The following is a 12,252-nucleotide window of genomic DNA, read 5'->3' as shown; positions in this document are numbered from 1 at the left end:
AGAGGCCGAACAGAACCCTGGCGCGGCGGGAAAGTAAGAGGACGAACGCCTGATGGCGCAACGTGACTATTACGAGATTCTGGGGGTCGAGCGGACGGTCGATGCGGCCGTGCTCAAGAGCGCCTATCGCAAGCTGGCGATGGAGCACCACCCCGACCGCAACGGCGGCTCCGAAGAGTCCGTGGCCCGCTTCAAGGAAATCTCCGAGGCCTACACCGTCCTGTCGGACGAGCAGAAGCGCGCGGCCTATGACCGTTTCGGCCATGCGGGCGTGGGCGGCGGCGCGGGCGGGGGCAATCCCTTCGGCCAAGGCGGCCAGGGCTTCCACGACATCAATGACATCTTCTCCCAGGTCTTCGGCGACGCTTTCGGGGACGCGTTCGGCGGCCGGGGCGGCGGCGGACGCCAGAACCACGGGCCGCGTCGCGGCTCGGACCTGCGCTACGACCTCGAGATCACCCTGGAGCAGGCCTATAAGGGCGCCGAGGTCGAGATCGCCATCCCGACCCTGATGACCTGCGAGGTCTGCGACGGCTCGGGGGCCAAGGCGGGCACCAAGCCGACCATCTGCAACACCTGCGGCGGCGCCGGGCGCGTGCGCCAGGCCAACGGCTTCTTCCAGGTCGAGCGCACCTGCCCCCGCTGCGGCGGTTCGGGCGAGATGATCGCCGACCCCTGCACCACCTGCCGGGGCCACGGCCAGGTCCGCAAGACCCGCAAGCTCAGCCTCAAGGTGCCGGCGGGCGTGGATGACGGCTCGCGCATCCGCCTGTCGGGCGAGGGCGAGGCCGGCCAGCGCGGCGGGCCGCGCGGCGACCTCTATGTCTTCCTGTCGGTGCTGCCGCATGAACTGTTCGAGCGCGACAACCTGGACCTGCTGGTCACGGTGCCGGTGCCGATGACGGTGGCGGCCCTGGGCGGCATCGTCGACGCCCCCTGTCTTGTTTCCGACGCCTGCGACGGCAAGTGCAAGGCGGCGGTCGAGGTGCCTGCGGGCGCCCAGACCGGCAAGACCGTCCGCATCAAGGGCAAGGGGATGCCGCACCTGAACGGGCGCGGGCGCGGCGATCTGGTGGTCGAGCTGTTCGTGGAGACGCCGACCGATCTGACCGCGCGTCAGAAGGAGCTGTTGTCCGAACTGGCCGCCTCCCTGGGCGAAACCCAGACGCCCCGCAACACCAGTTTCGCGGGCAAGGCCAAGCGTTTCTGGGCCGACATCCTGGGCGGCGACGCCGATAATCCGAAAGAGACCGCGTGAGCGACATCTTCCACGCCGGCATCTCCGGCGCCCGGGGCCGCATGGGCCGCGCCGTTTCACAGGTTCTGGACGCCCGCGAGGACGTGGTGGTGGCCGCCCGTTTCGATCGCGGCGAGACGGTCGATCTGAAGCTGTGCGACGTCATCATCGACTTCTCGACGCCCGAGGCTTCGGTCGCCCTGGCCAAGGCTTGCGCTGCGGCGGGCGGACCGGCGCTGGTCGTCGGCTCGACCGGCCTGACGCCCGAGCAGGAGGCCGAGATCGAGGCCGCCGCCGACAAGATCGCCATCGTCATGAGCGGCAACTTCTCCCTGGGCGTGAACATCCTGATCGGCCTGGTCGAGCACGCGGCCCTGCGGCTGGATGCGCGCGACTGGGACATTGAGGTGCTGGAGACCCATCACAGACGCAAGGTCGACGCCCCCTCGGGCACGGCCCTGATGCTGGGCGAGGCGGCGGCCAACGGCCGTGGCCGCGACCTGAAGGAACTGCGCAGGGCCCCTTACGACGGCATCACCGGCCCGCGCGAAACGGGCAAGATCGGCTTCGCCTCCCTGCGGGCGGGCGGGGTGATCGGCGACCATACGGTCATGTTCGCGTCGGAAGACGAGATGCTGACCCTGTCGCACTCGGCCATGGACCGCAGCCTGTTCGCCAAGGGCGCCGTGGCCGCCGCCGCCTGGGTGCGCAACCGTCGCCCCGGTCTCTACGACATGCAGGACGTGTTGGGTTTCCGTCAGGCTTGATGCAGGGGCGCTGGCGCGCGCCTGCGCTATCGCTCGCCGCGCGGCGGCTCGCTGCTTGAGCGCAACGTCCTTCCGGTCAGGCGGGTTCGGCCAGAAGGGCGCCCATGGCCGCGCGCCAGGCGCCCAGATCGTTGGAGCGGCTGTCGATCAAGCGGCGGAGCGCCTCGCACCGGCCACGCGCCGGCGCCGTCATGCCCCAAGCCGGGAAGGCGCGGCGCTCGATCTGGCCACGAGCGACGACCTCGATTTCTTCATGCCGCTCATCGAAATGCAGATGGAGCATCAGAATATCCAGAGCTGTCGGCGTTCCTTCGAGAACCTGCACGAACACGCCGTCCTGTAGGGTCAGCGCGCCGGTGATGCTGTTCTGAGCGTTCAGGAAGGCGGCGATATGGACGATGTCCGTCATCGCCGACGCCTCCTCCTCTGGGGCCAGTCGCGAGCGGCTGCAATAGACGAGCTGGTCCAGCGTGTTCATGGCGACCACGCTAGACCATTATCTACGGGTGTGAAAGCAAAGTCGCGGTCAACGTCCGGTTGAGCCGAAGCCGCCGGCTCCGCGTGCGGTCTCGTCCACCGCCTCGACCTCGATCATTTGCGCCTGTTCGTATCGGGCGATGACCATCTGGGCGATGCGGTCGCCGCGCTTGATCTCGAACGGCAGCTCGCCGAGGTTGATCAGGATGACCCCGACCTCGCCGCGATAGTCGCTGTCGATGGTGCCGGGCGAATTGGGCGCCGAGATTCCGTGCTTCAGCGCCAGGCCCGAGCGCGGGCGCACCTGGGCCTCATAGCCGGGCTCCAGCGCGATCTTCAGGCCGGTGGGGATCAGCTTGCGTTGACCCGGCTCCAGCACCACGGTCTCGCCCTCGCCGAGGGCGGCGCGCAGATCCATGCCGGCCGAACCGGGGGTCTCATAGGCGGGCAGGGCCAGGCCCTCGGCGTGGGGCAGGCGTTCGACGCGGATGACGGTCATGTCAGGGAGGGTCTCTCTCAGGCCTTGAAGTGATCGGCGATGCGCAGGGCCAGCTTGCGCGCCACCTCGGTCTTGGACTGGCGCGGCCAGGGTTCGGCGCCATTCTGGGTGAACAGGGTCACGGCGTTGCCGTCCGAGCCGAAGACCTCGTCGGACACGTCGTTGCCGACGATCCAATCGCACCCCTTGCGCGACAGCTTGGCGCGGGCGTTGGCCTCCAGGTCGCTGGTCTCGGCGGCGAAGCCGACCACCAGTTTCGGACGGCGCGGACCAGGGGCGGAGACGCCCGCCAGGATGTCGGGGTTCTCGATCAGGGCCAGGGACGGCGGACCGCCGGGCTTTTTCTTGATCTTGCCCGAGGCGACGCCGTCCACGCGCCAGTCGGCCACGGCGGCGCTCATCACGGCGATGTCGGCGGGAAGAGCCGCTTCGACGGCGGCCTTCATCTCTGTCGCGGCCTCGACCCAGACGCGGTTGACGCCGACGGGCGCATCCAGCGCCACGGGACCGGAGATCAGCGTCACCTGCGCCCCCAGCTCGGCCAGGGCGGCGGCGACGGCGTAGCCCTGCTTGCCGCTGGAGCGGTTGGTCAGGCCGCGCACAGGATCGATGGGTTCAAAGGTCGGTCCGGCGGTGACGACGGCGGTCTTGCCGGCCAGCGGGCGGCCGTCCGGTCCGGCCAGCAGGCGGGCGATCGCGTCGAAGATGACCGGCGGCTCGGCCATGCGGCCCGGCCCGAACTCGCCGCAGGCCATGACGCCGTCGTCCGGCCCGACCACGGCCATGCCGTGAAAGCCGTCGAAGCCTTTCAGCCGCGCGACATTGGCCTGAACCGCCGGGTGCAGCCACATGCGCACGTTCATGGCCGGGGCCAGCAGCACCTTCTTGTCCGTGGCCAGAAGCGTGGTCGAGGCCAGGTCGTCGGCCATGCCGTTGGCCGCCTTGGCGATCAGCCCGGCCGTGGCGGGCGCCACCACCACCAGATCGGCCCAGCGCGACAGCTCGATATGGCCCATGGCCGTCTCGTCTTCCGGCATGAACAGAGCTTGCCGCACCGGATGGCCGGTCAGGGCCGCCAGCGACATGGGGGTGACGAACTCGGCCCCGGCCTTGGTCAGGACGGTCATGACCTCGGCGTCCGCCTTCTTGAGCAGGCGGATCAGCTCCAGCGCCTTATAGGCGGCGATGCCGCCGCCGACGATCAGCAGAACCTTGCGGCCGGAAAGCGAGGGTGCGGTCATGCGGAAATCTGTAGCCGCGTCGCGTGACGGCGTCGAGACAAAGCGGTCTGGTTGGTGCGGGTGTAAATGGAACATTGTCGGAACAAAAATCTTGTGCCTAACTGTGTTCGACGGAATGTCGGGAGGGGTTTCCATGCGGATGCGGGTGACGGCGGCGCTGGCCGCGACGGTGCTGGTGCTGGCCGGGTGCGACAACGGCGGTTCGGCGGTGGAGACGCGCGAGAGAAGCGCGGCCGAGCCGGTCGGCCTGACTTCGGCGGGGGCGCCGGATGCTGCGGTCGAGACGGCTGCGGTCGAAGCGGCCAAGCCGCCCGTCACCGCCAATCGGCGCGAGACCGCCGACGCCAAGGTGCAGAGGCTCTATGCGCGCAACGGCGCGGATTTCGGCGCCAAGTCGGCCGATGACTATCTTCAGAAGGTGCGGGCCTTCACCGAGATGCGCCAAGGGGAACCGAGACGGTCAAGCGGCCGAATGGCGACACCCTGTTCTATTCAGGCCTCGACCAACACCTTCGCCGTCGTGGACCGCAACGGCGTCCCGCGCACCATGTTCAAGCCCGACGACGGCCCCGCCTATTGGGCGCAGCAGAAGGAGCGGGCGCCGACCTTCGGCCAGCGCCGCAACGCGTCAGGCTCCGCCGAGTAGGGGGCGTCGGCCTAGGCCGGATCGAACGTCAGGGGCGCGCCCCAGAACTGGGCGACCAGATCCGACTGCGGGCCGGGCGTGCCCGTGGTCAAGAAGTCGCGGCGCGCCGACGCGCCCAGATCGTATTCCGGGTGGCGGTCGAAATAGCGCTCCAGAGAGTCGGCCACGGCGGCGGGCTGGCTGATGACCTGGACGCCGGGCGGCAGGGCCTGGGCGAACAGGTCGGCCACGATCTCATAGTGGGTGCAGCCCAGGATGGCCTTGTCCGGGATGGCGGCCGATGCGGCGGCGCAGGGCGTCGACGTGGTCGTCGACCACCACCTTCAGCTCCTCGGGCGGGGCGCCCAGCTCGATCAGACCGGCCAGGCCGGGGCAGGCCTCGGTGAAGACGGCCAGGTCGTCGCGCCGCTTGTCGATCTCGATCTCATAGACGCGGCTCATGGCCGTGGCGGCGGTGCAAAAGACGCCGGTGATGTCGATCGCCTGCTTCTTCTCGCCCTCTAGGCGGCTTTCGCGCTCGGCCTCGAACGACCAGGGCAGGCCGGTGGCCGCCTCGATGGTCGGGACGATGATGCCCAGGACGTTGACCGGGCGGCCCAGCTTTTTCGCGCATCCCCGGAATCCAGGTCTGCTGCAGGCGGCGAAGGGCGATGGCCGAGGCGGTGTTGCAGGCCAGGATCACCACCGAGGCGCCGGCCTCGAACAGGCGTTCGCACCCCGCGCGGGTCAGTTCGACGATGTCCTCGCCGCCGCGCCCGCCATAGGGGGCGTGGGCCTGGTCGCCCAGATAGATGAAGTCCCGCGTCGGAAAGCGGGTCGTGAGTTCGGCGGTGGACCGTCAGGCCCCCCACGCCGGAGTCGAAAACGCCTATCGCCATGCAGCGGCCTTTAGCCTCGCGGGGGTTTCGCCGTCCAATAGTTAGGACTAAACCGGATTTATGCGACGCCAAAAGCCCTTGCGGCCGAAGGACGTCCGAAACAGCAATGGTTGGGAGACCTGGATGCACAGACCGCCATCTTCTCATCGGGGGCGCGAGCCTCTTCGCCCTGTCGGGCTGCGCCTCGGCCGGGGCCGTGGAGAACGCCGTGAGCGGCGCCGTCGGCCGCCCTGACGACCGCCGATGAGGCCCGCATCGCCCGCGCCGTCCTGCCGGCGACCGCGCCGCGCGCCGAGCTGCTGCAGCCCTGGACCGGTCCGTATGAGGGCGTGCCGCCGTGGGACAAGGTGACGGCGCCCAAGATGCGCGAAGCCATCCTGGAAGGCATCGAACTGCAACGCGCCGACATCGCCGCGATCGCGAACAACGCCGAAGCCCCGACCTTCGCCAACACCATGGCGGCGATGGAGATGGCCGGCGAGCCGCTGGACCGCGCCCTGAACGTGTTCAGCGTCATGACGTCGAACATCGGCGGCGAGCAGTGGGACGTTCTGGAGACCGAGCTGTCGCCGATCCTGTCGGCCGCCTCGGACGAGATCACCTTCAACGAGAAGCTGTTCGCCCGCATCAAGGCCGTGGCCGACGGCGCCGACGCGGCGGGCCTGAACGCCCAACAGAAGCGTCTGGCCGAGCGCAGCCGCGACGCCTTCGTGCGCAACGGCGCCGCTCTGGACGCCGCCGGCAAGGCCGAGCTGGGCCGCATCAACACCGACCTGTCGAATGCCTTCACCAGCTTCGGTCAGAAGGTGGTCGCCGACGAGAACACCTGGACCGTCATCACTGATGAGGCCGGTCTGAAGGGCTTGCCGGGAATCGAACAAGGCCGCCGCCGCGGCTGCGGCGCGCACGCGCAACGTTCAGGGCTGGGTCATCGTCAACACCCGCTCCAGCGTCGATCCCTTCCTGACCTTCGCCGATGACCGCGCCCTGCGTCAGCAGGTGTGGACCAAGTTCGCCAAGCGCGGCGGACAACGGCGACGCCAACGACACCAAGTCGACCATCGCCCCGCATCGTCGCCCTGCCGTCAGCAGCGCGCCCGCCCTGCTAGGCTTCGGCAACCACGCCGAATGGCGCATGCAGGACACCATGGCCAAGACCCCGGCCGCGGCGATGGACCTGATGCAGCGCGTCTGGGCCCCGGCCAAGGCCCGCGTCGCCGAGGAAGTCGGCCGACATGAAGGCGATCGCCGGTCACGACATCGAGCCGTGGGACTACCTCTACTACGCCGAGAAGGTGCGTAAGGCGAAGTACGACCTCGATCAGAACGAGCTGAAGCCCTACTTCGAGCTGCACGCCGTGCGCGCGGCCTCCTTCTACATGGCCGAGCGCCTGTACGGCTTCGTCTTCAAGCAACTGCCCAAGGGCCAGGTCTCGACCTTCGAGCCGGACGTGACCACCTATGAGGTCACGGACAAGGCCACCGGCAAGCTGATCGGCCTGTTCTACGCCGACGACTTCGCCCGTCCGGGCAAGCGTTCGGGCGCCTGGATGACGACCTATCGCTCGTTCTCGAAGCTGACGGGTTCGAAGCCGATCCTAGCCTCGAACAACAACAACTTCGTCAAGGCGCCGGACGGTCAGCCGCTGCTGATCTCGCTGGACGACGCCGAAACCCTGTTCCACGAGTTCGGCCACGCCCTGCACTACTTCTCGTCGGTGGTGACCTATCCGTCGTTCGGCAACACGCCGCGCGACTTCGTGGAATATCCGTCGCAGGTGCACGAGCACTGGGTGCTGAGCCGCCCTATCCTCGACGGCTACATGAAGCACGTCGAGACCAAGCAGCCGATGCCGCAGGCGCTGGTGGACAAGATCGAGGCCTCCTCGACCTTCAACCAGGGCTACGCCACGGTCAGCTACCTGTCCTCGGCCCTGGTCGACATGGACCTGCACACCCAGGCGACGCCGCCGGCCGACATCGACGCCTTCGAAAAAGCCTCGCTGGGCCGTCTGGGCATGCCCAAGGAGATCGTGATGCGGCACCGCCTGCCGCAGTTCAATCACCTGTTCACCTCGGACGCCTATTCGGCCGGCTACTACTCCTACCTGTGGTCGGAAGTGATGGACGCCGACACCTGGGCCTACTTCGAGGAGTCGGGCGACGTCTTCAATCCGGACATCGGCGGCCGCTTCAAGTCGATCATCCTGGCGCCGGGCAATACCACGGATCGCGGCGACGCCTATCGCCAGTTCCGCGGCCGCAACCCGGACGTGGCGGCCCTGCTGAAGGTGCGCGGCTTCCCGACTTCTTAAGAGGGGGCCTACCGCCCTTCGGGCTACTTGAGGCCCGTTAGGCGCCTCGGGCCGCGTCGGGTCGAGAAGGCGAAAGCCTTCTGACCGCGGCCCAACCAAAGAGGGGGCCTGGCGGAGAAATCCGCCGGGCCTTTTCTATTTCGGGCCGGGGTGGCGTAAGCCTTGGCTGTGTCACGGGCTGCGTCGGGTCGAGAGGGCGGAGCCTTCTGATCGCGGCACAGCAAAGAAGGAGCGCCCATGAGCGTCGTCGCCTCCTACGTCTACAAGGACGGCAAGCGGGTGCGCGAAGCGCCGCTGACGCCTCAGGGGCTGAGCCTGGCCAGGGGGAGTACCTCTGGATCGGCCTGCACGAGCCGTCGGATGAAGAGTTCGACGTCCTGGTGCGCCGTTTCCACCTGCACCCCCTGGCGGTCGAGGACGCCTTGTCGGCGCATCAGATCCCCAAGCTGGAGGTCTACGGCTCCGAACTCTTCATCGTCGCCCGCACGGCCCAGGCCAAGGGCGACCGGATCCTGTATGGCGAGACCCACGTCTTCCTCGGCCCCAACTACGTCATCACCATCCGCCATGGATCGGCGCGGGCGCACACCCAGTTGCGCGCCCAACTGGAGGCCTCGCCGCACCAGTTGAGCCACGGGCCGGACTTCATCCTGCACGGGGTGCTGGACTTCATCGTCGACGGCTACATCCCCATCATCGACGCCATCGAGGACAAGGTGCTGGAGATGGAGCAGGTCGCGCTGGACAGCTTCCTGTCGCGCGACGACATCACCCGCCTGTTCCAGTTGCGTCGCGAACTGGTGAAGTTCAGCCGGGTGCTGGGGCCGATGGAGGAGCTCTGCGTCAAGTTGCAGTCGCTGGACCTGCCCTGCATCGACCGCGAGGTGCGGCCCTACTTCCGCGACGTGGCCGACCATGTGCGTCGCGTCGCCAGCCGCGCGGCGGGCCTGCGCGACATCCTGGCCTCGGTGTTCGAGGTGTCCAACCTGCTGGAGCAGCAACGCCAGGGCGTCATCACCCGCAAGCTGGCCGCCTGGGCCGCCATCCTGGCGACGCCGACGGCGGTGGCGGGCATCTACGGCATGAATTTCGAGCATATGCCCGAGCTGCGCTGGACTTATGGCTATCCGGCGGTGCTGGCCTTGATCGTCGCCATCTGCATCGGCCTTTACGTCACCTTCAAGCGGACCCGGTGGCTGTGATCAGCCGCTGTTCCTGAGACCCGCCGCCACGCCGTTGATGGCGAGCAGGATGCCGTTGCTGACGCGCGGGTCGTCGTCGCCTGCGCGGCGACGACGGATCAGCTCGATCTGCACATGGTTCAGCGGCTCGACATAGGGCATCCGCTGGCGGATCAGCCGGTTCAGTTCGGGCTGGCCGCCCAATAGAGTCTGTTGGCCGGTGATCGATAGGACGGCCGCGACGGTGCGGTCCCATTCGGCGCGGATGGCGTCATAGATGCGCTCGGCCAGGGCGGCGTCGGGGACCAGCCCGGCGTAGCGGCGCGCGATGGCCATGTCGGCCTTGGCCATCACCATCTCCATGTTCTGGACCACGGTGCGGAAGAAGGGCCAGGCCTCGGCCATGGCGCGCAGTTCGGCTGGGTCTTCGCCCTGAACCGCCGAGCCGAAGCCGAACCAGCCGGGCAGCATGACCCGCGACTGCGACCAACTGAACACCCAGGGAATGGCGCGCAGGTCCTCGATGGCAGGGGAGGCGGTGCGGCTGGCCGGGCGCGAGCCGATCTTCAGGTCGGCGATCTCGGCGATGGGGGTGGCGGCGCGGAAATAGTCGACGAAGCCCGGCGTCTCATAGACGAGGGCCCGATAGGCCTTCATCGAGGCGGCCGACAGGCGCGCGGCCGCGGCCCCGTGCTCGGCGCTGTAGCCCGCGTCGGACTGCGGCCCCAGCGAGGCCAGCAGGGTTCCGCAGGTCAGGGCGTCGAGGTTGCGTTGGGCCACTTCCGGCTCGCCGTATTTGTTGGCGATGACCTCGCCCTGTTCGGTGACGCGGATGCGGCCCGCGACGGTGCCGGCGGGCTGGCCCAGCACCGCTGAGAAGGCGGAGCCGCCGCCGCGCCCCGACAGCGCCGCCCCGGCCGTGGAACAGCTGCAGCCGCACCCCCGCCGCGCGCGTGACCTCCAGCAGGGCGCGCGAGGCCTCGTGCAGCTCCCACCCCGAGGTCAGGTAGGAGCCGTCCTTGTTCGAGTCCGAATAGCCGATCATCACCTCCTGCACCCCGCGCGCCTCGGCCACGGCGCGGGCCGAGGGCTCGGCCAGGACGCGCTCCAGCGTGGCGCGGGCGGCGCGCAGGTCGTCGATGGTCTCGAACAGGGGGGCGGCCTGAATGGGGCAGGCGCCGGGATCGGCCGGGTCGTAGAGGCCGACCTCCTTGAGCAGCAGATAGACCTCCAGCATGTCCGAGGCGGCGTCGGTCTTGGACACGATGTGGGTGCGGATCGCCTGCGGGCCGAAGGTCGAAAGGGCCTCGGCGGCGGCCTGAAGGATGGCGCGCTCCTTCAGCGTCTCGGCCGCGTAGTCGGCATAGGGGGAGAAGAGGGGACGGGGACTGGCCAGTTCGCGCGCCAGCACGGCCAGCCGTTCGGCCTCGTCCAGGGCGGCGTAGTCGGGGCAGACGCCCGCGACCTTCAGCAGGTCGGCGACCACGCGCTGATGCACGTCCGAATTCTGGCGCAGGTCCAGCGTCGCCATGTGGAAGCCGAACACGTTCGCCGCCGTGATCAGCCGCGCCAGCCGGTCGTCGGCGAAGACGGCGCCGTGGGTCCGCACCAGGCTGTCATGCAGGATGTTCAGGTCGGCGCGGAAGGCGTCGGGTCCGTCATAGGCCGGGGCGTCAAAGCGGGCCGGGCGCGGCGTCGGCTCGCCGGTCAGGGCGGGGTGGGCGGCCGACAGCCGGGCGTAGATCTGGCTGAGCGCCCGGCGATAGGGTTCGTCCGCGCGCTGGATGGAGGCGTCGCCCGACCCTTGCGCCAGGGCGGCCAGTTCGGGCGTGACGCGGGTCAGGTCGATGGACAGGCTGAGTTCGGCGCCCAGGGCGTGCACCTCGTCCAGATAGAAGCCCAGCGCCGCACGGGCCTGGCTGCGGAAGGCGGCGCGCAGGGTGTCGGCGTCGACATTGGGGTTGCCGTCGCGATCGCCGCCGACCCAGGAGCCGATGCGCACGAAGGGCGTCAGGTCGGGCGCGTCGAGCAGGCGGCGCCACTCGGCCAGCTGGGCCGGGGCGACATGAAGAAAGATGCGCTGCAGCCAGTCGACCACGGTGTCGATCTCGTCCTGCACCACCAGGGCCGAGGCGCGGGTCAGCCGCGTGGCCCACAGGATGACGATCTGGCGGCGCAGGGCCGCCTTCAGGGTTTCGGCGTTGCAGGCGATCCCGTCGCGGTCGCAGCCGTCCAGCAGTTCGCCGACCGCCGTGGTGCGGTCGATGACGCTCTTGCGCCGCACTTCGGACGGGTGGGCGGTCAGCACCGGCGAGATCAGGGCCTGGGCCAGCAGGTCGCGCACGGCGTTCCTGTCGGCGCCCGCCTGGGCCAGACGCTTGAGCACGCCTTCGGGGGTGTCGGCCCGTTCGCCCGCCTCGGCCTGGGCCTGGGCGCGGCGCTTGCCTGCGCGATCCTCGGCGACGTTGGCCAGCAGGGAGAAGGCGGCGAAGCCGTGCGTCAGGCCGATGGCCTGATCCAGCGACAGCTCGCCCAGCAGCCGCTCCAGCTCCGAAGCGTCGTCCGAGGCCGGGTCGCGGTGATAGGCCACCGAGGCCCGCCGCACCGCCTCGATACGGTCGTAGAGATCCTGGCCGCCCTCGTCGCGGATCACTTCGCCCAGCAAGGCGCCCAGAAGCCGGACTTCGTCGCGGAGGCGGTCGTGGGGAAACTCGGGGGATTGGGTCATGTAGGTCGTCTCTCAGCGGGGAGGCCGGACAGGGACCGTATCAGCGGGATCCGAACGCGCCAGCCCATGCTGCAACGCAGAAACCCTTTGTGTGGTCGCCTTTCGTCGCGAGAAACGGAGTCGACATCGCCTTGCTTTTCCGCCATAAGCCGCGACTTCCGGCGCAATTGAACCTGCGCCTCCACCGGGACGACCCCATCCTTTCATGGATGGATGAGCCCGGAGAGGGCCTCTGTCGACGTGATCGTTCGCAGAGGTCGCCCGCCTATGGGCGTTTCTCATG

10 protein-coding genes and 3 pseudogenes are annotated in these 12,252 nt (G+C 68.9%); 7 read left to right on the top strand and 6 right to left on the bottom strand.

Translation table 11 applies throughout. The annotated features are described in order from the left end of the window. The first annotated feature begins 52 nt into the window (after positions 1 to 52). Positions 53 to 1,258 (top strand): molecular chaperone DnaJ, encoded by a 1,206-nt coding sequence (dnaJ, locus tag FGL25_RS15120; RefSeq protein WP_046653051.1) that lies wholly within the window; start codon positions 53 to 55, stop codon positions 1,256 to 1,258. Continuing rightward, positions 1,255 to 2,004 (top strand): 4-hydroxy-tetrahydrodipicolinate reductase, encoded by a 750-nt coding sequence (gene dapB / locus FGL25_RS15115; protein ID WP_138142153.1) that lies wholly within the window; start codon positions 1,255 to 1,257, stop codon positions 2,002 to 2,004. Before dnaJ ends, dapB begins: the two co-directional genes overlap by 4 nt. Positions 2,005 to 2,080: 76 nt before the next feature. Here dapB and FGL25_RS15110 read toward each other — a convergent pair whose 3' ends face one another. From FGL25_RS15110 to coaBC, 3 genes are read right to left on the bottom strand one after another with little or no spacing between them, the layout of a single operon-like run. Beyond that, entirely contained in the window at positions 2,081 to 2,482 is a 402-nt protein-coding gene (locus FGL25_RS15110) for a BLUF domain-containing protein (RefSeq protein ID WP_040347273.1), read from the bottom strand. A gap of 48 nt (positions 2,483 to 2,530) precedes the next feature. Continuing rightward, positions 2,531 to 2,980, bottom strand: a complete 450-nt coding sequence (gene dut / locus FGL25_RS15105) for a dUTP diphosphatase (RefSeq protein WP_003166655.1) — start codon at positions 2,978 to 2,980, stop codon at positions 2,531 to 2,533. A 17-nt stretch (positions 2,981 to 2,997) separates the two neighbouring features. Continuing rightward, entirely contained in the window at positions 2,998 to 4,221 is a 1,224-nt protein-coding gene (coaBC, locus tag FGL25_RS15100; RefSeq protein WP_138142152.1) for a bifunctional phosphopantothenoylcysteine decarboxylase/phosphopantothenate--cysteine ligase CoaBC, read from the bottom strand. 133 nt (positions 4,222 to 4,354) lie between these two features. Between coaBC and FGL25_RS15095 the strand changes: the two genes are divergently transcribed. Beyond that, a complete protein-coding gene (locus FGL25_RS15095; RefSeq protein ID WP_354702810.1) occupies positions 4,355 to 4,867 on the top strand; it encodes an S-type pyocin family protein in 513 nt (170 codons plus the stop codon). An 11-nt stretch (positions 4,868 to 4,878) separates the two neighbouring features. Here FGL25_RS15095 and FGL25_RS15090 read toward each other — a convergent pair. Then, positions 4,879 to 5,745 (bottom strand): annotated as a pseudogene (locus FGL25_RS15090) (glutamate racemase). Positions 5,746 to 6,074: 329 nt separating this feature from the next. Between FGL25_RS15090 and FGL25_RS17735 the strand changes: the two are divergent. From FGL25_RS17735 to FGL25_RS15080, 4 genes and pseudogenes are all read left to right on the top strand, one after another. After that, entirely contained in the window at positions 6,075 to 6,725 is a 651-nt protein-coding gene (locus FGL25_RS17735; protein WP_252970217.1) for a hypothetical protein, read from the top strand. Then, entirely contained in the window at positions 6,722 to 7,048 is a 327-nt protein-coding gene (locus tag FGL25_RS17730; RefSeq protein ID WP_252970216.1) for a hypothetical protein, read from the top strand. Before FGL25_RS17735 ends, FGL25_RS17730 begins: the two co-directional genes overlap by 4 nt. After that, complete coding sequence (locus FGL25_RS17725; protein ID WP_252970215.1) at positions 6,981 to 8,060, top strand: M3 family metallopeptidase; 1,080 nt, start codon at positions 6,981 to 6,983, stop codon at positions 8,058 to 8,060. Before FGL25_RS17730 ends, FGL25_RS17725 begins: the two co-directional genes overlap by 68 nt. A 237-nt stretch (positions 8,061 to 8,297) precedes the next feature. Continuing rightward, positions 8,298 to 9,262 (top strand): annotated as a pseudogene (locus FGL25_RS15080) (magnesium and cobalt transport protein CorA). Here the strand turns inward: FGL25_RS15080 and FGL25_RS17720 are convergent. Together FGL25_RS17720 and FGL25_RS15075 are read right to left on the bottom strand one after the other, a co-directional pair. Beyond that, on the bottom strand, positions 9,263 to 10,111 hold the full coding sequence (locus tag FGL25_RS17720; RefSeq protein ID WP_252970213.1) for a phosphoenolpyruvate carboxylase: 849 nt from the start codon (positions 10,109 to 10,111) through the stop codon (positions 9,263 to 9,265). Positions 10,112 to 10,202: 91 nt separating this feature from the next. Then, positions 10,203 to 11,969: pseudogene (locus FGL25_RS15075) on the bottom strand (phosphoenolpyruvate carboxylase); the annotation flags it as partial. Positions 11,970 to 12,252 lie beyond the last annotated feature (283 nt).

The sequence above is a fragment of the Brevundimonas vancanneytii genome, assembly GCF_901421975.1.
GTDB lineage: Bacteria > Pseudomonadota > Alphaproteobacteria > Caulobacterales > Caulobacteraceae > Brevundimonas > Brevundimonas diminuta.
This window is presented reverse-complemented; position numbering and strand designations above follow the sequence as displayed.